This is a genomic window from Dyella thiooxydans (assembly GCF_001641285.1).
GTDB classification, from domain to species: Bacteria; Pseudomonadota; Gammaproteobacteria; order Xanthomonadales; family Rhodanobacteraceae; genus Dyella_A; species Dyella_A thiooxydans.
The window spans coordinates 3,982,345-4,003,137 of the sequence record NZ_CP014841.1 but is presented as its reverse complement, the minus strand read 5'-3'; the positions used below and the strand labels follow the sequence as shown (position 1 = coordinate 4,003,137).

Below are 20,793 nucleotides of genomic sequence, written 5' to 3'. Positions count from 1 at the left end.
TACCATCGGTGTCCGTTCCGCCTGGAAAGCCGCGACATGTCCCACGGGTCCACCCAACGCCGGGACGATACGCGTCGCCCCCCGCCCGCCACCAGCGAACGACTGGGATTCAGTGGCGACAACACGTTTCAGCGCGAACTGCGGCGCCGGGTCGAGGCCGATTTCCGGGCGCGGGGTTGCGCGCAGCGCGATGCCGCTTCGATGTACGCGAAGACCGCGATCATCCTGGCCGCTTTCGTCGCCGCCTACATCGGACTGGTCTTCCTTGCCCGGGCATGGTGGCAGGCGCTGCCGCTGACCCTGCTGCTCGGCGCCACCATGGCCGGCATCGGCTTCAACATCATGCATGACGGCGGCCACCAGTCGTATTCGGAGCGTCGCTGGGTCAACCGGCTGATGGCGTTCACACTCGACCTGGTGGGCGGCAGCTCGTACATCTGGCAGTGGAAGCACGCGCGCTACCACCACACCTACGTCAACATCGACCAGCACGACAGCGACATCGACCTGGGCATCCTCGGCCGGCTCTCGCCCGACCAGCCGCGGCGACCCTGGCACCGTTTCCAGCACATCTACCTGTGGGCGCTCTATACCGTCACGGCAATCCGCTGGCACCTGTACGGCGACTTCCGCGACATGCTGACCGGGCGCATCGGCGAGCGGCCGTTCGAGCGACCGCGCGGCTGGGACCTCACGCTGTTCGTGCTGGGCAAGCTGGCGTTTTTCACGCTGGCGTTCGGGCTTCCGCTGGCGTTCCACCCGCTGGGCACAGTGGTGCTGTTCTACGCCGCGGTGTCGGCGGTGGCCGGATTCCTGCTGGCGATCGTGTTCCAGCTGGCGCACGTGGTGGAAGAGGCGGACTTTCCGCAGCCGGACGGCGCCAGCGGCCGCATGGAGACTCCCTGGGCGATCCACCAGTTGCGGACCACGGTCGACTTCGCGCGCGACAACCGCCTGCTGAGCTGGCTGATCGGCGGGCTCAACTTCCAGGTGGAACACCACCTGTTCGTGCGTATCAGCCACGTGCACTACCCGGCCGTGGCGAAGGTGGTGGAAGCCACCTGCCACGAATTCGACGTGCCGTACCATGCGCATCGCACGTTTTTCGCCGGCATCGCCTCGCATTACCGCTGGCTGCGGCGACTGGGCGCAGCGATGCCTGCCGTCGCGCCGCTGCCCGAGGTCGAGCGGCTCACTGCCCACTGAGTCGCCGGTACCTGCCGGGCCACCCCTGTCCCGCGAGGCAGGGCTATCGACCAACCGCCCACCGGGCCGCCGGGGCACGCCCCGGCCCGGGTCTGGGCTGTGCGGCAGACCCGGGCCCGTCGAATGCTCCGCGCCCAGGCCAGAAGGCGGCCACCCGGAATTTTCGATGCCCGCCACGCCGACAGGCCTGGGATCCCGGACATCCACGTCACCCGTCTTACCGGGCGGTTCAGCGCTTTTTTGCGTAGATCTGCCCGCGCTGCACCACCGGCGCACGCCCGAGACCCGCCGCCCGTGCCGTCGACGACAGCAAAGCCCCCCTTGCTGCGACAGCTGGCTGAACGGATTTCCGGCGCCCCACCGGGCATGGAATCCCCTGCCCGCCAGACGGCGCGGTGGCGACCATCGTCCGCAGGGCGCCCGGGCCGGAGGACCGCACCGGGGCCGGCCCGGACGCCATTCGCTGCCGGACCGCCCCGCCCCTGCCGGCTGACTGAACGCAGGACTCTGATTTATCAAGAAACCCGGTTATAATCGGCAGTTTGACGCACCTGCGCGCCGGGCAATCGGGCGCGTTGCAAGCATCGAACCACCGCAAGCGCACGATATTCCATGGGGCAGCACGAGCGCTGTCCTGCTCACGCTTCCCTTAAAACGCACCTACGGAACTCCGACAGTGGCCCGACAGAAACCCCTCAAGCTCTATCGCAACATCGGCATCATTGCGCACATCGACGCCGGCAAGACGACGACCACCGAGCGCGTCCTGTACTACACCGGCAAGAAGCACCAGATCGTCGACGTTCACGACACCAAGGACGGCAAGGGTTCGACCACGACCGACTACCTGGAGCAGGAGCGCAAGCGCGGTATCACCATCCAGTCGGCCGCCGTGTCGACCGAGTGGAAGGGCTACCAGATCAACGTGATCGACACCCCCGGGCACGTGGACTTCACCATCGAGGTGAACCGTTCGCTGCGCGTGCTGGACGGCGCGGTGGTGGTGTTCGACGGCGTGGCCGGCGTGGAGCCGCAGACCGAGACCAACTGGCGCCTGGCCGACCAGTACAACGTGCCGCGCATGTGCTACGTCAACAAGATGGATCGCATCGGCGCGAACTTCAAACATTGCGTCGACGGCATCAAGAACCGCCTGGGCGCCAACGTGGTGCTGTGCCAGGTTCCGCTGGGCAGCCACGACGACTTCATGGGCATGGTCGACCTGATCGCCGGCCTGGGCTACATCTGGCAGGGCGACGACAAGGACAGCAAGTGGGAGTCGATCCCGCTGGAGGAAGTGGCCAACCACCCGCGCGTGCAGGCGCTCAGCGCCACCGCCGACAAGGAGTGGGTCGCCAACCTCGCCGCGCTGCGCGAGCAGAGCATCGAGACCGCCGTCGAGATGGACGACGACGCGATGGACGCCTACCTCTCCAACGGCGAAGTTCCGTCCCTGGAAAAGCTCAAGGAGTGCATCCGCAAGGGTTGCGTGGCCGGCAAGCTGGTTCCGGTGTTCTGCGGCTCTTCCTACCGCAACAAGGGCGTGCAGCAGCTGCTGGACGGCGTGATCGACTACATGCCGTATCCGGGCGAGAACGGCGGCATCCAGCTGGTGGACGAGGACGGCAACATCCTCGGCGAGCAGGAAGTGACCGATGACGCCCCGGCCCGCGCGCTGGCGTTCAAGGTGATCAACGACCAGTTCGGCACCCTGACCTTCACCCGCATCTATTCCGGCGTGATCAAGAAGGGCGACACCCTGCAGAACGTCACCCGCGGCAAGAAGGAGCGCATCGGCCGCATCGTGGAAGTGCAGGCGAACGCCACCAAGGAAATCGACGAGGTCCGCGCCGGCGACATCTGCGCCTTCGTCTCGCTGAAGGAGACCGAGACCGGTGACTCGCTGACCGACCCGGCCCACCCGGTGCTGCTGGAGCGCATGCGCTTCCCGGATCCGGTGATCAGCGTGTCGGTGGAGCCGAAGAGCCGCAACGACGTCGACAAGATGTCCACCGCGCTCTACAAGATGGTCAAGGCCGATCCGTCGCTGAAGCTGGAAGTGGACAAGGAAACCGGGCAGACCGTGCTCAAGGGCATGGGCGAGCTGCACCTGGAAATCACCATCGACCGCATGCGCACCGAGCTGGGCGTGGACGCGAACATGGGCAAGCCCAAGGTCAGCTTCCGCGAAGCCTTCGGCCAGACCGTCGAGCACACCTACACCCACAAGAAGCAGTCCGGCGGTTCGGGCCAGTTCGCCGAAGTGAAGATGATCTTCGAGCCGGGCGAGCCGGGTTCGGGCGTGGTGTTCTCCGACGAGATCGTCGGCGGCCGCGTGCCGCGCGAGTACATCCCGGCCGTGCAGCACGCGATCGAGGTGGAGTCGCGCCAGGGCCAGGTGGCCGGCTACGAAGTGCTCGACTTCAAGGCGCGCCTGGTGGACGGCAAGTACCACGACGTCGACTCGTCGGCACTGGCCTTCGAAATCGCCGCCCGCGCCTGCTTCCGCGAAGCACAGCGGATGTCCAAGCCGAAGCTGCTCGAGCCGATCATGAGCCTGGAAGTGGTGACCGAAGCCGACTACCTCGGCGACGTCATCGGCGACATCAACCGTCGTCGCGGTTCGGTGAGCGAGCAGGGCCAGAAGGGTCCGCAGGCCTACGTGCAGGGCTTCGTGCCGCTGGCGGAGATGTTCGGCTACATCAACTTCCTGCGTTCGGCCACCTCCGGCCGCGGCAACTTCACGATGATCTTCGATCACTACGAGGAAGTGCCGGCGAACCTGGTCGACAAGCTGATGGAGAAGGAAGCGAAGTAGATCTTCGTTTCATGACGCCGGCTTCACTGCCGGCGGCAGACAAAGGCCCGGGGAGCGATCCCCGGGCTTTTTTTGCGCCCACCGCAACTTCGTGCGGGCCGCGCAAGTGGCCTCCGGCTTCACTTGGTGCGTCGCATGGTGACAGCGCTGCGCACGCTCAAGGATGCTCCGCGCCCATCGGCGATGCAGGGGATCGCCGGCACCATCGATGCCACGTCATTCAGGGAGAAAAGCATGCGCCTCGGCTATCCATCGAGCACCACCGGCAACACTCCTCCGCAGCCACGTCGTCGACGACTGGCCCAGGCTTGCCAAGTGGCACTGCTCGGACTGCTCGCGACCGGTGTGGTTCAGGCGCAGGACACGCCGCCGCCCGCGCCGCAGACCGGGCAGGACGCGCCGACAAAGAAGTCCACCAAGCCTGCCGCCACGACGCTGCAGACCGTGGTGGTCACCGGCATCCGCGGCAGCATCGAGAGTTCGATCAAGGCCAAGGAAAATTCCAACGACATCATCGAGGCGATCTCCGCCGAGGACATCGGCAAGCTGCCGGACGCCAGCATCGCCGAGAGCCTGGCGCGCCTGCCCGGTCTGGCGACGCAACGGCTGGACGGCCGGGCCAACTTGATCTCGATCCGCGGCCTGGCGCCCGATTTCGCCGGCACCACGCTGAACGGTCGCGAGCAGGCCACCATCGGCGAGAACCGTGGTGTCGAATACGACCAGTACCCATCCGAGCTGATCAACAGCGTCACGGTCTACAAGACGCCGGACGCCAGCGTGATCGGCCAGGGCCTGTCCGGCACGGTGGACCTGCACACGATCCGACCGCTCGACCTGCCCCATCGCGCGATCGTGCTCAACCTGCGTGGCGAACACAGCACCAATGGCGACCTGAATCCTGGCTCGGGCGTCGGCGACATGGGACATCGCGCCAGCGTCTCCTATATCGACCAGTTCTTCGATCACACCCTGGGCGTGGCGGTGGGCTTTGCCCAGCTCGATTCACCGATCCAGGAGAAGCAGTACCAGGCCTGGTGGTGGAGCGTGGACAACGGTCCGGGCAGCGCCGAACAGAACTGGGGCGCACCGCATACGCCGGGGATGCCGGACGGGGTGATCTCGCAGGAGGGCATGCAGCTTCGGGCCAAGTCCGAGCGGCAGAAGCGCAACGGCCTGATGGCGGTGATCGAGTGGGCACCGGGCGAGCACTACCACTCGACCCTGGACATGTACTACTCGACCTTCAACCAGCGCCAGTACACCAACGGCCTGCAGTGGTCGAGCGGCCCCTGGGACGGCATCTCCTACAGCAATGTGGGGGTGACGCCCTACTCGCCCTACCCGCTGGTGACCTCGGGCACGATCGACGGCATCAAGCCGATCATGCAGAACGAGTTCAACCGCGAGCACGACAAGCTGTTCTCGGCCGGCTGGAACAACCAGTACGACTTCGGCAACGGCTGGCAGGCGATGGCCGACCTGTCCTACTCCACCGCCAAGCGGAAGCTGCGCGACGCCTACCTGTTCACCGGCCTGCCCAACGGCGGCACCACCAGCGTGCAGTTCAACACGCCGGTGGGCAATGGCTACCCGGACTTCCGCACCGGTGTGGATCTGTCCAACCCGGCCAACGTGGTGTTCACCGACCCGGACAACTACGGCTACAACGGCCGCCAGGAGTTCGACCGCCAGCGCGACACGATCCGGGCGATCCGGCTGGAGGCCACCCATCCGGCCGGCTGGATCTTCTCCGACTTCACGCTCGGCGCGGACTGGTCCGAGCGCACCAAGGTCAAGCAGGCGGACGTCTATTTCGCCTGGCTCAACGGCAACGGCTCGAGCAGCGGCACCTACGACAACAACTTCGGCGCACCGATCGGCGCAGGCCTGATCCGCTCCCCCACCTCGCTGGCCTACGGCGGCATCCCCGGCATCGTCTACTACGACGTGCTCGGCGCGCTGGACAACCAGTTCTATCTGACCGCCCGCAACGGCCTGGCCGACTACAACCGCAACTACACCGTGCGCGAGAAGGTGCCACTGGGCTACGTGAAGTTCGACATCGACACGCATCTGGGCGACCTCCCGCTGCGCGGCAACGTCGGCGTGCAGGTGGTGCACACCAACCAGTCGTCGGATGCGTTGCAGACCAACGGCGACACCCTGGTCGGCCACATCTCCGGCGGTGCCTCCTACACCAACGTGCTACCCAGCCTGAACCTTCTCGCCCAGCTCACCGATCACCAGGTGCTGCGCTTCGGCCTGGCCAAGACCATGGCCCGCGGCCGCATCGACGACGAAAAGGTGGCCACCTCGGCCGGCGTGGCGCTGGTGCAGAACGGACCCGCGGCCGGCCAGGTGCTGTGGTCGGGCAGCGGCGGCAACCCGAGGCTCAAGCCTTATGTCGCGGTCGGCACCGACCTGTCGTGGGAGAACTACTTCGGCAAGTCCAGCTACGTCGCGGTGGCGGTGTTCAACAAGAACCTGCTGAACTACATCTACAACCAGACCACGCTGCACTACGACTTTTCCAACTACACCAACGACAACCCCACGCTCACCCCGACCAGCAACTACGGCTCGTTCACCCGGCCGGAGAATGGCACCGGCGGGCGCATGGAGGGCCTGGAGCTGTCCGGCTCGCTGGAGGGTGGACTGGTCGCCGATGCGTTGGACGGCTTCGGTGTGCAGGCGAATTTCTCGCTGACCAACAGCAGCATCCCTAAGAGCTCGGTGTCCTCGATCCCGGGCGGCCCTCACACCCTGCCCGGCCTGTCGCGCAAGGTGGCCAATTTTGCGATCTACTACGAGAAGCACGGCTTCTCCGCGCGCATCGCCGAGCGCTACCGGTCCTCGTACACCGGCGAGGCGGTCGCGCTGTTCGATCAGCTCGGCTACACCACGATCCTGGCCAACCGGCAGACCGACCTGCAGCTGGGCTACGCCTTCGACGAGGGCCGCATGAAGGGCCTGTCCCTGCTGCTGCAGGTGAACAACCTGACCAACTCGTCGGATACCACCCAGCAGATCGCGGGCCTGCCCAACAGCGTGCAGGTCGCCCGCCCGCTGGAGTACGACACCTGGGGGCGCACGGTGATGTTCGGGCTGAACTACAAGCTCTGACGCCGTCATCCCGGCCCGCGTGCCAGCGCGGGCCGGGACCCCATAGGCAGCGCGGGCGGCGCCACGCATACTCGGACGAACGTCACTCGACTTACCACGGGGAGCACCATCGAAATGAGAGCAGCACGCACCCTGCGGCCCCTGGCCGCCCTGATCGCCTTGGGCCTGACCGCCACCACTGCCGTCGCCGGACCGCCCGGGCCGCCGATGCAGACCCGCGAGCTGGGCGAGGCGATGGCCATGCTGCGCCACGCGATCAGCGTGCCCACGGTCAAGGGCAACCACCAGGTGCCGGCGCTGGCAGCCTATCTGGCCGACAAGCTCAAGGAAGGCGGCTTCGCCGCGGACGACGTCCAGATCATCCCGGTCGGCGAGACCGCCGCGCTGGTCGCCCGCTATCGCGGCACCGGCCACGGCAAGCCGATCTACCTGTCCGGGCACATGGACGTGGTGGCGGCCAAGCGTTCGGACTGGACCCGCGACCCGTTCACCCTGATCCAGGAAAACGGCTACCTCTACGGCCGCGGCACCGCCGACATGAAGACCGCCGACGTGGTGCTGGTGGAGACGCTGATCCGCCTCAAGCGCGAAGGCTTCAAGCCCAGCCGTGACATCGTGCTGCTGCTGTCCGGCGACGAAGAGACCGACATGGCGACCACCCGCGAGCTGGCCCGGCGTTACCACGACGCCGAGTTCCTGCTCAACGCCGATGCCGGCGGCGGTACGCTGGACCCGGCCAGCGGCAAGCCGGTGGTCTACCAGATCCAGGCCGCCGAGAAGACCTATGCGGACTTCCGCATCACCTTCACCTCGCCCGGCGGCCACTCCAGCGAGCCCTCGCCGGACAACGCGATCTACCGTCTGTCGCACGCGATCGACAAGGTGGCCGCCTACGCGTTCCCGCCGATGATCAACGACATCACCCGCGCCTCGCTGCGGGCCACCGGCCAGCACACGCCCGGCGCACTGGGTCAAGCGATGCTGCGGTTCGCCGCGCACCCGGACGATGCCCAGGCGGCCGCGACGATCTCGGCCGACCCAGCCTATGTCGGACAGATCCGCACCACCTGCGTGGCGACCATGCTGCAGGGCGGCCATGCGCTCAACGCCCTCCCGCAGAGCGCCAGCGTCAACGTGAACTGCCGGATCTTCCCCGGCACCCCGGTGGCCAGCGTGCGCGAGACCCTGACCAAAGTGATCGACGACCCGACGGCGACCATCACCGTGCTCGATCCGAAGCCGGTGGAAAGCCCCGCCTCACCGCTGCGCCCGGACGTGATCGCCGCGGTGACCGAGGCGGTGCATGCCCGCTTCCCGGGTGTGGAGATCGTGCCGGGCATGTCCGCTGGCGCCTCCGACAGCATGTACTTCCGCAACGCCGGTGTGCCCTGCTACGGCACCGATGCGGCCTTCACCAAGCCCGACGACACCTTCGCCCACGGCCTGAACGAGAAGCTGCCGGCGTCCGAGGTGGGCGCCGGACTGCAGTTCTGGCACCAGGTGCTGACCAAGCTGGCGAAGTGAGCCGGGCCCGGGCCGGCCGGATCGGCCGGCCCGGCTATAATGGGCGGTTCCCGCGCCTCGACACGTCGCCATGTCCACCCATCTGACCGAAACCCGCCGCCGCCGTACCTTCGCCATCGTCAGCCATCCTGACGCGGGCAAGACCACGCTGACCGAAAAGCTGCTGCTGTTCGGCGGCGCGATCCAGATGGCCGGCTCGGTGAAGGGCCGCAAGGCGGCGCGCCACGCCACCTCGGACTGGATGGCGCTGGAGAAGGAGCGCGGCATCTCGGTGACCTCGTCGGTGATGCAGTTCCCGTACGAGGGCAAGATCGTCAACCTGCTCGACACCCCGGGCCACGCGGACTTCTCCGAGGACACCTACCGCGTGCTCACCGCGGTGGACTCGGCGCTGATGGTGATCGACTGCGCCAAGGGCGTGGAGGAGCGCACGATCAAGCTGATGGAGGTGTGTCGCCTGCGCGATACGCCGATCATGACCTTCATCAACAAGCTCGACCGCGAGGGCCGCTCGCCGATCGAGCTGATGGACGAGGTGGAGTCGGTGCTGGGCATCGCCTGCGCGCCGGTGACCTGGCCGATCGGCATGGGCAAGCGCCTGAAGGGCGTGTACCACCTGGTGCTCGACGAGGTGCACATCTTCGAGCCCGGCAAGAACTTCACCCGGCAGGACTCGACCATCTTCAAGGGCCTGGACGCCCCCGGCCTGGAAGAAGCGGTGGGCGCCGAGGCGATGGCCGAGCTGCGCGAGGAACTTGAACTGGTGCAGGGGGCCGCGCCGGCCTTCGACCTGGACGAGTACCTCGCCGGCAAGCTGACCCCGGTGTTCTTCGGCTCGGCGGTGAACAACTTCGGCGTGCAGCTGCTGCTGGACTTCTTCGTCGAGCACGCGCCCTCGCCGCGTCCGCGCGGCACGCTCACCCGCGAGGTGTCGCCGGAGGAGGAGAAGCTGACCGGCTTCGTGTTCAAGATCCAGGCGAACATGGACCCGGCGCACCGCGACCGCGTGGCATTCATGCGCGTCTGCTCGGGCACCTACACCGCTGGCATGAAGATGGTGCAGCCGCGCACCGGCAAGGACGTGCGCATCGCCAATGCGCTCACCTTCATGGCCAGCGACCGCGAGATCGTCGAGACGGCCTACCCCGGCGACGTGATCGGCCTGCACAACCACGGCACCATCACCATCGGCGACACCTTCACCGAGGGCGAGCTGCTGAGCTTCACCGGCATCCCCAACTTCGCGCCGGAGCTGTTCCGCCGCGCCCGCCTGCGCGATCCGCTCAAGGCCAAGGCGCTGCAGAAGGGCCTGGCCCAGCTGTCGGAGGAAGGCGCCACGCAGTTCTTCCGTCCGCTGATGTCGAACGACCTGATCCTCGGCGCGGTCGGCGTGCTGCAGTTCGACGTGGTGGCCTACCGGCTGAAGGACGAATACAACGTCGACGCCAGCTTCGAGCCGGTCAGCGTGTCCACCGCCCGCTGGGTGCACTGCGACGACGAGAAGATGCTGGCCGAGTTCCGCGAGAAGAACGCGATGAACCTGGCACTGGATGCAGCCGGCGAGCTGGTCTACATCGCGCCGACCCGGGTCAACCTGCAGCTGGCGCAGGAGCGCTGGCCGAAGGTCCGCTTCTCTGCCACACGCGAGCACGCGGCCTCGGTCGAGGTCTGACGTTCCGCAGCAAGGCGTGCGGGGCTCAAGGGGCCGGCGCCTTGCAGTAGCGGTCGATGAACGCCTGGTGCATCGGCATCGCCGCCGCTGCCTCGGCCATGGACAGGCGCACGCGCTCGACGAACTGCACCAGCTCGGCCTCGGGCATGCGGTCCACCACCGGGTGGTAGCTGCGCGGCACGATGCCCTGCCCCAGCATCACCTGGATCCAGCTCGGCAGCGCGAAGAATTCCTCCGCATCACGGAAGAAGCGGCCGCTGGCGCGGAACAGGTCGATGTTCTCCTGCAGCGAAGCAGGCACCTCCATGGTGCGGCACGTATCCCAGAACGGCGTGTCGTCACGCTCGGTCGCCTTGTAATGCAGGATCAGGAAGTCGCGGGTCTTTTCGTACTCGAAGATCGTTTCGCGGTTGTAGCGCTCGACCAGCACCGGATCGAAATCGCGGTCGGGAAACAGGCCCAGCAGGCGCTGCAGGCCGGACTGGATCAGGTAGATGCTGGTCGACTCCAGCGGCTCCATGAAACCGGCGGCCAGGCCCAGCGCCACCACGTTCCGGTCCCAGAACCGCTTGCGCCGACCGGTGGTAAAACGCAGCGGGCGCGGATCGCCCAACGCCGGGCCGTCCAGGTTCGCGAGCAGGGTCGCGGCCGCCTCGTCGTCGCTGATCCGGTTGCTGGCGTACACATAGCCATTACCGACACGATGCTGCAGCGGGATGCGCCACTGCCAGCCGGCCGGCCGCGCCGTCGCGCGCGTGTAGGGCAACGGCGGCCCGGTGATTTCACACGCCACCGCCATCGCGCGGTCGCAGGGAAGCCAGTGCGTCCAGTCCTCGTAGCCGGCCTGCAGCGCCTGCTCGATCAGCAGGCCGCGAAAGCCCGAGCAGTCGATGAACAGCTCGCCCTCGATGCGCTCGCCGCCTTCCATCACCACCGCGTCGACGAAGCCGTCGTCCGCACGACGGCTCACCGAAACGATCTTGCCCTCCACCCGCTGCACGCCGCGCGCCTCGGCCAGGCCGCGCAGGTAGCCGGCGTATGCCGCCGCGTCGAAGTGGTAGGCGTAGGCGATGTCGCCCAGCGGCGAGCCGGGCGGTGCGTCGGGGGCGCTTGCCATGAAGCGCCCCATCGGCGCCGCCACGGTCTGCAGCGAGTAGGCACCGATCGGCTCCGCGCGTCCGCCGAGGAACAGCTTCAGCCAGAACTGGTGGAACGGTAGCGGACCCAGCCCCCGGCCGATCTTGCCAAAGCCGTGGATGTAGCTTTCGCCGACGCGCCCCCAGTCGTTGAACTGGATGCCCAGCTTGAAGGTGGCCTGGGTGCGGACCACGAACTCGCGCTCGTCGATGCCCAGAACCGAACGATTGAACGTCTGCATGTGCGGCACGCTGGCCTCGCCCACGCCGACGATACCGATCTCCTCGGACTCGACCAGGCGGATCCTGGCGCCCTCGCCGACGTAGGTAGCCAAGGTCGCCGCCGCCATCCAGCCGGCGCTGCCGCCGCCCACGACGACGATGTTCCTGATCCGGTGGTCGTTCATTGCCCCTGCATCCGGGATGAGGTTCGTGAATGAAAACGGCAGGGCCTGCAAAAGTACAGGCCCTGCCGTCACGGGAGGATCCGTTGCCTCAGAACTTGTACGTCAGGCCCATGTAGACGATGCGGCCGGCGTACCCGTTGGAGTAGAAACGGGCCTTGGTGTCGTTGCCCAGGTGCGAGCGCGACTCCTCCTTGGTCAGGTTCAGCACCGAGGCAGACGCGCTGAGCGCCTTGGTGATGTTGTACGCCACATTGAGGTCGATCTGCTGATATGGCTCCTCGTACACGTTCAGGCCGTTGACCAGCCCGTCGACCACCTGGCCGCGCCGGTTGTACGAGGCCCGCGCCAGGAACCGGGCGGTTTCGTAGAACACGGTGAAGTTGGCCTGGTTCTTGGCACTGCCGACCAGTGGCGACTTGCCGATCGCGGTGCCGTCGCCGAGGGTGATGGCCGCCTCGTTGGTCTTGTTGTAGGTGTAGTTGACCTGGAATCCGAGGCCGAAATCGAGCGTGTGCTGGGCGTACAGCTCGACGCCTTCGGACACGCCATTGCGGCCGCCGGCGGTGGTCGAGTAGTTCTGCACGGTCACCTTCTGGCCACCGACGTCCATCGACACGTTCTGCACCACCGGCACCGAGAAGTTGCTGACGTTCTTGCGGAACAGGTCGGCGCCGAGCACGGAGCCCGGATGGAAATACCACTCCAGTGCCAGGTCGTACTGGGTAGCCTTGTACGGCTGCAGGTTCTTGTTGCTGCCTGCGCCGTACCAGCCCACCTCGTCGCCGCCACCGATCAGGCGACGGTCGTTGACGTATTCCTGGCTGTAGTACTGCAGGCCGCCGGGGGCGGCGATGTCGTTGTAGCTCGGACGCGAAATCACCTTGGACGCGGCACCGCGCAGCAGCAGGCTGTCGGTCAGGTCGTAGGCGATGTTGAAGCTCGGCAGGACGTCGGTGTAGGTACGGTCGAGCGAGCTGACCACGAACGAGGAGATGTGCCCGGTCGCCGGGTTGGTCTGGCTGTCCGGCAGCGTCGTGAAGCCGCTGACGCAGCCGGAGCCGGCGGGCGCACCCACCGCCGGCAGGCCGCCGGTCTGGCAGGGCGCCGGGCTGCCGTTGGGTCCGTTGAAGAAGTAGTCGTTGTAGTAGTCGACCTGGTCGGTCGAATCGGCGTGCTGCCGGGTACGCGCGATATGCACGCCGAAGTTGCCGCGAAGGCGCTCGGTCTTGAAGTTCGCCTGCAGGTAACCCGAGTAGATCTTCTCGTCGACGTTGTAGACGAAGTTGTTCTCGTTGCGGGTCTGCATGCCGCCGTAGGTCTGGTTCAGATAGGCGATGTAGGCCGGGTAGTTGATCGCCGGGAAGGCACTGGCGCGGATGCCGCCGGCGATGTCGCCCAGCGACTGCCCGTACAGGAACTGCGGTTGGAACACCGAGGCATTCGGGTCGCAGCCGTTCTGGAAGCGGTTGTCGTAGTTGGAGGGATCGGTACCCTGGCAGACCCAGTAGTTGTTGCCGGTGCTGCGATGGGTGCCGCCGTCTCGGTACTTCACGCCAAACTGCAGCGAGTCCAGCCAGTTGCCGTAGGCGAGCCAGGTGAAATCGGCCTGGGCATACTTCTGCCGGGTCGCGTTGCGTGTCCAGGAAGAACCGGTCGAACCGAGGTCGATCTCGCCGATGCCATTCTTGAGGTTCTGCAAGAGCTCCGGCGAGAACGTCATCGTCGGCGTGCCGACCAGGCTCCACGCACTCATGTAGTTGCCGAGGTCGTAGTCGCCCGTCGCGTTCTGGCGGCGCGGCTTGATCGGCACCGAGAGCTGCAGTTGCGGACCGCCCTGGGCCCAGGTGCGGCCAGCCTTGAAGCTGGCGTTGAACGACTCGCCCTCCCATTCGCCGCCGAGGTCGACGGTCTGCGACAACGCGTGTTCGCGGTTGTAGCTGCCGGTGATCTGCGGCGTGGGGATGGTGCAGTCGTCCGGGCCAAAGCCGCCGGTATTGGTCAATCCACCTGCTGCCGCCTCGGCACTGCTGCAGTAGTAGGTCTTGCCCGGATGCACCGAATAGTTGGCGCCGGTGACGATGGTGCCGCTGGGATCGAAAGTCAGGCCGTCGAGCATGCGGCCGCCGGGCCAGTTGCCGTCACCGTTGTATCGGGCCAGGTTCCATTCCGGAATCTTCAGCGTGTTGGTCTGCGAGTCCTGCGACAGGTCGAAGCGGAAGTAGTTGGCCGTCAGGGTGAGCTGGTCCACCGGCCGGAACTGCACGGTCAACTGTCCGCCCTTGCGCTCGCGCTGCTCGTCCTTGATGTTGAGATTGACCGAGGTCGGCATCGCGAAATTGCAGTAGTAGCCGCAGCCGGTGGGCGAACCGTTGACGAAGGGACCGGTGTACGGATGGTTCTGGTCGTTGAAGCCCGACTGCCCCCACCAGTAGCCGGTCATGCCCGACGGCCTGCCGTTGACGTCGGTGGCCGGATGCGCGTCGTAGTTGTCGCCGTACCACTGCCAGTTCTCGGTGCTGGCGCCCATCGTGCGCGTCGTGCGTCGCTGGGTGGTGTAGCCGACGAGGATGCCGAGGCGGTCGTCCTTGTCGTGCCAGGAATACAAGCCGGAGAACTGTCCGTCGGTCTTCTTGGTCGTGTCGGCCCAGGTGCCCTCGGCAGAAACGAAGCCGGAGTTCGCCTTCATGTCCAACGGACGGCGGGTATGCAGGATCACGGTGCCGCCGATTCCGCCCTCGTCGATGCGCGCTTCGGGCGTCTTGAACAGTTCGGCACTGGAGAGCATGTTCGACGGCAGCAGCGTGTAGTTGAACGAGCGCGTCGGGTCGCCGTTGGATTCGGCCGTGGCGATGTAGTTGCCGTTCAATTCGGTCAGGGTCAGCTCCGAGGACAGACCGCGGACGCTGACGTTCTTGCCCTCACCGCCGTCGCGGCTGATGATCACGCCAGGCACGCGCTGCAGCGCGTCGGCCACGTTCTTGTCGGGAAACTTGCCGATGTCCTCGGCGGTGATGACCTCGACGACGGCGTTCGCTTCGCGCTTCTGGTCCAGGCTCTTCTCGATCGAGTAGCGGTAGCCGGAGACCGTGATCTTGTCCAGCGAGACCACCTTGTCCTGCTTCGCCTTCTTTTGCGTTGCCTTGCCCTGTTGCGCCTGGCTCTGCTGGGCCTTGTTCCCGGCATCGGCCTGCGCCTGGGCCCCCACGCAGTACAACGCCGACAGCACGGCCACGGTCAGCATCCTGGCCGGCACGGATTGACGTTTCATATCTATACCCCTTGGATCTGGATCAGCACGACTCCAGAGCAGCCGCCCCTTGGCTCGCCCCTCCGAAGCATTCACAGCCCCTGATTTGAGACGTGGAATTTAGATCGATCTAAATTCCACGTGCACGAACCGTATCCGAAATTTCCTCGGGTGTAATGCTGCGGCGCACTGCAACGGGGTGGGCCATCCTGGGCGATTACCGCGCCAAACCGCGGATCGGCATGGGTGGTGACGAGGCCGGTCGTGCCGGAATGCATCCACCGGGTTGCATCCGTCTTGCCTGGCCCGGGGGGCGCGAGATCTGCTCCGTGCATAAGCCGACACGCACTACGCCGCACGCGATAGCTCGCGACACGCTCACGCAGTGCCGGTCCGCCTCGGCCAGACCAGGCAGGACCTGCGGCGAGCGACACCTGCTCAACGGCGCGGCGAGAGCACCGCAGGAGCACGTGCGCGCCAACCGTGATGCGAGCCTGAGCCTTGCCGGCCTGCACCACGACGATCCGCCGCGCCAGACAGGCGGGATTCGTTGCAGGTCTGGGAGGCACCCCCGAGCGCTGCGTGGGTCACTGGGTGCACCATGGCAAGCCGGACATTGGAGCAGGCTGGAGCCCGGGATGATGACCTGGCGCAACGTGCGGCCCGTGTCACCAGGCCGATCATCCTGACCGACGGGTCGGCCGATACCGAGCGCCGGCTGCCTAACCGGTTCCACTCGCTGGCCGCGACGGACATCTCATGGCAAACGTCAGCACCAGCCGGGGCGTGCCGCTGCGACACGACGGGTCGCGGGATGGGCAGCCGCCGCTCCAGGAGGCCGACTGCGCGCTCCAGAAGGCGAATCCACCCGCGGTAGCGGTACGCGCCCGGCGGCTACGCCGACTGGTTCCCTACCCGCGGGACCGGGGCGAAACCCACATGCGTACCTCGGCTTCGAACACCGCCTCGCCGGCGCCGTCGGTCACCCTCACCGCGACCGGCCACTCGTAGCCGGTGGCGGCCGACAACGCCGGTGCCGTGGCTAACGCGGTCGCGCGCAGCGTGCCCACGGCCTTCTTCAGATAGCGCACTTCCATGCCCTTGGGGATCCAGCGCATGTCCGCCGGGACGGTGGCGTCGGTCATCACCCCGGCACTGAGTTCGGCCATGTTGCACAGGGCGATCGCGTGCACGGTGCCGATATGGTTGTGCACGCGGCGACGGTCACGGATGCGCACCGCGCAACGACCGGGAGCCAGTTCCACGAAGCGGGGCGCAATGGTCGCGAAATACGGTGCCTTCAGGCACACCGCACGCGAGAACAACCAGTGACCGAGCGGCCAGCGGGTGATACGGCGGTACAGCGCAAGCACGCTGGATGACATGAGCCTCCCCCCACAAAAAGGACAGCGGCCGGATGGCCGCTGTCCGTGCATCGCTTCCGGACCGGGCTTAAGCCGCGTCGGCCAGCCCCTTGGGCGCCGATTCGCTGCGCACCACGGCGGCACGCAGCTCCTTCGGATCGAAGTCGTCCACCGAGATGAACTCGAAAGTGCCTTCGCGCACGCGCTTGAGCAGCGCCGCTTCACCATCGGTGATGACTCCCGCCTTCGCCGCCTCCAGCAACTGGTCGTTGTATTCGTGGGAGGTGAACTGGCCGGTCTTTTGCGCCTTGAGGAACTTGCGCTCCACCGGCTCGGCAGCGATAACGTCCGGCAGCAGCGCATTCATCCGGCCCACCGTGTTGTTCGCGCTCGGCGTGAGGTAGGCCCACTCGGTCAGACGATCGCGGGCTTCGCCCGGCGCGGTGATGATCGCCGCGACGCGACGGCCGAGGCGATCCGACGGCGGCACCTCACGACGCCCGAACGGGAACACCAGCACGCGCAGCAACCAGCCCACCGGCTTCACCGGGAAGTTGCGGATCGCGCCGTCCAGCGCCATCTGCATGCGCCACACGCACTCGTGGAACGCCCAGGCCAGCAGCGGACGGTCGGCCTCGGGACGGCCGGTGTCCTCGTAACGCTTGAGCATCGCGCTGGCGATGTACAGGTAGCTGAGCACGTCGCCGAGGCGGGCGGACAGCTTCTCCTTGAACTTCAGCTTGCCGCCCAGCACGCCCATGAACACGTCGGCGCACAGCGCCAGCGCGGCGGAATAGCGGTTGAGCTTGCGGTAGTAGCGGCGGGTGTAGGCATCGCCCGCGGCATCACCGATCGCCGAGCCGGTGATACCCAGGGTGAAGGCACGCACCGCGTTGGAGATGCCGAAGCCGATATGGCCGAACAGCGCGCGGTCGAACGCCCTCAGGCGATCGCCGTAGTCGGCGATCGACAGCGACTGCATTTCCTTCAACACGTACGGATGGCAGCGGATCGCGCCCTGGCCGAAGATCATCAGGCTGCGCGTCATGATGTTCGCGCCTTCCACCGTGATCGCGATCGGCACGCCCTGCCAGGCGCGACCGGCGTAGTTCTTAGGGCCCAGCTGCACGCCCTTGCCGCCGTGCACATCCATCGAGTCGCCGGCCACCACTCGGCCCCATTCGGTGGCGTGGTACTTGGCGATCGCGGACGGCACCGCCGGCTTCTCGCCGCGGTCCACCGCCGCCGCCGTGGCGCGCGACAGCGCCGCGGTGGCGTAGGTGAGACCACCAATGCGCGCCAGCGCCTCCTCGACGCCCTCGAACCGGGCGACCGCCAGGCCGAACTGCTTGCGCATGCGAGCGTAGGCGCCCGTGGCCGCGACCGCCATGCGCACGCCGCCCGTGGCGTTGGACGGCAGCGAGATCGCGCGGCCGACCGACAGGCACTCCACCAGCATGCGCCAGCCGTGGCCAGCCATGTGCGGGCCGCCGATCAGCGTGGTCAGCGGCGCAAACACATCCTTGCCGTGCACCGGGCCGTTCTGGAACGGGATGTTCAGCGGGAAGTGGCGACGGCCGATCTCCAGCCCCGGGGTCGAGCGCGGCAGCAGCGCCAGGGTGATGCCCAGGTCTTCCTTGTCGCCCAGCAGGTGCTCGGGGTCGTACATGCGGAAAGCCAGGCCGACCACGGTCGCCACGGGGGCCAGGGTGATGTAGCGCTTGTCGAAGGTGAGGCGGATGCCCAGTGTCTCGACGCCGTCGACCACCTGCTTGCAGACCACGCCGTAGTCGGTCAGCGAGGTCGCATCGGAACCGGCGTACGGGCCGGTCAGCGCGAAGCACGGGATCTCCTCGCCCACCGCCAGACGCGGCAGGTAGAAGTTCTTCTGCTCGTCGCTGCCGTAGTGCAGCAGCAGTTCGGCCGGACCCAACGAGTTCGGCACGGCGACTGTGGAGGCCACCGTCGCGGACATCGTGGCCAGCTTCTGCAGCACCGCCGAATGCGCCAGCGCGGAGAACTGCAGACCGCCGTACTGCTTCGGGATGATCATGCCGAAGAACTTGTTCTTCTTGATGAACTCCCAGACCTCCGGCGGCAGGTCGCCCAGTTCATGGGTGATCTGCCAGTCGTCGATCATCGAGCACAGCTGCTCGACCGGGCCGTCGAGGAAGGCCTGCTCCTCCACGCTCAGCTCGGGCCTGGGCTGCTTCAGCAGCTCGTGCCAATCCGGCTTGCCCGAGAACAGCTCGCCCTCGAAACCGACCGTGCCGGCCTCCAGCGCGGTCTGCTCGGTGTCGGACAGCTTGGGCGTGACCTTGGCGAAGACCTTCAGCAGCGGCGCACTGATCTGGCGGCGGCGGAAGGTCGGCATCAGCAACGGTACGGCGATCGCCGCCTCGATGATCAGCAGCACCACCGTGGTCGCCGGAGCGCCGGCAAGCACGCCTACGGCCAGGGTGGCGAGGGCGGTGGCGATCGCCCACGTGCGCAGGCTGGTGCGGTGATAGGCACAGGCGCCGGTGGCGATCAGCGCGGCCAGCAGGGTCAGTAACACGGACATCTCGACACCCTCGTTGCAGGTTGGTGTTGCGGTTCAACCCGCCGCGATGCCCGGACGGGCATCGTGGCGATCCAGGTCGCGGACGAACGTTGCGATCTCGCGCGTGAACGCGTCGTTCGCATCGCCCGCCAGCATGTGCGTGGCCGCCGGCAGCTCGACGTGGCGGGCATGCGGCACCAGTTGCAGGAATTCCTCGACGGTGGCGCGCGACACCACGTCGCTGCGACCACCGGAGAGCAGCAGCACCGGCACGTCCACCTTCGCCGCGGCGGCCATCAGGCGGGGCTGGTAGCGTTCGCTGTCGCTGACCACGCCGGCCAGCAGGGCCGGGTCCCAGTGCCAGCGCAGCCGGCCGTCGTCGCCTTCGCGCAGCAGCGGGCGAAGCTGGTCTTCGGTCTTGCGTTCGCGCCGCTGCGGCAGGTACTCCGCGATCGCCTCGGCCGCGTGTGCGTAGTCGGAGAAACCGTCCGGGTGCGCCTGCATGAAAGCGAGGATGCGCTCTACGCCCGCAGTCTCCCAGCGCGGCGTGATATCCACCAGCACCATCGCGCGGAACGGCGTGGGGCGTTGCTCGCCAGCGACCACCAACCCGAGCAGGCCCCCCATCGAGGCACCCACCAGGATCGGAGCGTCCGGCTGGGCGGCAGCCACGATCGCCAGGTCGGTCGCGAACTGCTCGATGTGGTAACCGCCACCGGGCACGCGATCGCTCTCACCATGGCCGCGGCTGTCGAAACTCACGCATTGCCAGCCGTTCGCCGCCAGCGCCGCGGCGCTACCCGACCAAGCACCGCGCGTCTGGCCGAAACCATGAGCGAACAGCAACACCGGGCCGCCGGCAGCGCCACGGGTATCCACCGCCAGCTCGAGGCCGTCGGGAGTCTTGAGGCGGGAGGTACGGGGGACGACTTCGAACATACGCATGAGTATGGATTTTGCCCGAGGCCGCCGTCAACCCGCGATGCAGCATCGACGGCACGTCCCGCCCGATCCCGGACAGGCTTGGCGCGTCGCACATTGCAAAGAGGGGGACGCGGGCTACCATACGCCGATGAATGCAAACGCCAAACCTGAACGGACCCGCCTCAGCGCCGAGGACTGGGAAGAAGCCGCGCTCAAGCTGATCGCCGAGCAGGGCGTCAACGCGGTGGCTGTCGAGGCCCTCGCCCGGCAGCTGGGGGTGACCAAGGGCAGCTTCTACTGGCACTTCCGCACCCGCGAGGCACTCGTGCAGGCCTCGCTGGAGCGCTGGGAGCTGTATGGCGAACGCGAGATCATCAGCCAGATCGAGGCCATTCCCGACCCTCGCGTGCGGCTGCCCGAGCTGTTCCGCCGGGTCGCCCACGAGCTGCAGCCGCACCGCGTCTATGCCGCATTGCTCAAGGCGCTGGATCATCCGCAGGTGATCCCGGTGATGGCCCGCGTGTCGCAGCGGCGCATGGAGTTCCTCAACACCGCCTACCGCGAAGCCGGCATGCCTCCGGTCGAGGCGCTCAATCGGGCTCGCCTGACCTACGCCGCCTACGTCGGTTTCCTGCAGCTCAATTTCACCCTGGGCCTCCCGCGGATCACGCATGAGGAGTTCGACGCCTACGTCGAGCACATGATCGCGACCCTGATCCCGGCCTGAGACCTGCTCCGCCCCCAGCAAAAACGGCGCCCATGGGCGCCGTTTTTGCTGCACCATTCCTTGCAATGCCAGTGCACGTAAACTAGCGTGCGCGCTTCTT

General features: G+C 66.9%; 11 protein-coding genes. 6 read left to right on the top strand and 5 right to left on the bottom strand.

The features are described 5' to 3' along the window. The first annotated feature begins 36 nt into the window (after window positions 1-36). From ATSB10_RS17900 to ATSB10_RS17880, 5 genes are all read left to right on the top strand, one after another. A complete protein-coding gene (locus tag ATSB10_RS17900) occupies window positions 37-1,206 on the top strand; it encodes a fatty acid desaturase family protein (protein WP_236886455.1) in 1,170 nt (389 codons plus the stop codon). Between the two features lie 676 nt (window positions 1,207-1,882). Beyond that, the gene (gene fusA / locus ATSB10_RS17895; RefSeq protein ID WP_063674071.1) at window positions 1,883-4,024 is read left to right on the top strand and encodes an elongation factor G; all 2,142 of its coding nucleotides are present in this window, start codon (window positions 1,883-1,885) and stop codon (window positions 4,022-4,024) included. Between the two features lie 234 nt (window positions 4,025-4,258). Next, entirely contained in the window at window positions 4,259-7,150 is a 2,892-nt protein-coding gene (locus ATSB10_RS17890) for a TonB-dependent receptor (RefSeq protein ID WP_063674567.1), read from the top strand. Between the two features lie 114 nt (window positions 7,151-7,264). Continuing rightward, window positions 7,265-8,674 (top strand): M20/M25/M40 family metallo-hydrolase, encoded by a 1,410-nt coding sequence (locus ATSB10_RS17885; RefSeq protein WP_063674070.1) that lies wholly within the window; start codon window positions 7,265-7,267, stop codon window positions 8,672-8,674. Window positions 8,675-8,744: 70 nt separating this feature from the next. Continuing rightward, window positions 8,745-10,346 carry a peptide chain release factor 3 gene (locus ATSB10_RS17880; RefSeq protein WP_063674069.1) on the top strand — a complete coding sequence of 534 codons (1,602 nt, stop codon included), beginning with the start codon at window positions 8,745-8,747 and terminating at the stop codon, window positions 10,344-10,346. Window positions 10,347-10,371: 25 nt separating this feature from the next. Here ATSB10_RS17880 and ATSB10_RS17875 read toward each other — a convergent pair whose 3' ends face one another. The 5 genes from ATSB10_RS17875 to ATSB10_RS17855 form a co-directional block, all read right to left on the bottom strand. Next, window positions 10,372-11,889 (bottom strand): tryptophan halogenase family protein, encoded by a 1,518-nt coding sequence (locus ATSB10_RS17875; RefSeq protein WP_063674068.1) that lies wholly within the window; start codon window positions 11,887-11,889, stop codon window positions 10,372-10,374. An 88-nt stretch (window positions 11,890-11,977) separates the two neighbouring features. Next, on the bottom strand, window positions 11,978-15,130 hold the full coding sequence (locus tag ATSB10_RS17870) for a TonB-dependent receptor (protein ID WP_083966358.1): 3,153 nt from the start codon (window positions 15,128-15,130) through the stop codon (window positions 11,978-11,980). Window positions 15,131-16,047: 917 nt separating this feature from the next. Further along, window positions 16,048-16,521, bottom strand: coding sequence for a hotdog fold domain-containing protein (locus ATSB10_RS17865; RefSeq protein WP_063674067.1), 474 nt, complete (start codon window positions 16,519-16,521; stop codon window positions 16,048-16,050). 67 nt (window positions 16,522-16,588) lie between these two features. After that, window positions 16,589-19,063, bottom strand: coding sequence for an acyl-CoA dehydrogenase (locus ATSB10_RS17860; RefSeq protein ID WP_063674066.1), 2,475 nt, complete (start codon window positions 19,061-19,063; stop codon window positions 16,589-16,591). 33 nt (window positions 19,064-19,096) lie between these two features. Beyond that, complete coding sequence (locus ATSB10_RS17855) at window positions 19,097-19,987, bottom strand: alpha/beta fold hydrolase (RefSeq protein ID WP_157469353.1); 891 nt, start codon at window positions 19,985-19,987, stop codon at window positions 19,097-19,099. A 127-nt stretch (window positions 19,988-20,114) separates the two neighbouring features. Between ATSB10_RS17855 and ATSB10_RS17850 the strand changes: the two genes are divergently transcribed. Further along, window positions 20,115-20,693, top strand: coding sequence for a TetR/AcrR family transcriptional regulator (locus tag ATSB10_RS17850; RefSeq protein WP_063674064.1), 579 nt, complete (start codon window positions 20,115-20,117; stop codon window positions 20,691-20,693). Window positions 20,694-20,793: the final 100 nt, after the last annotated feature.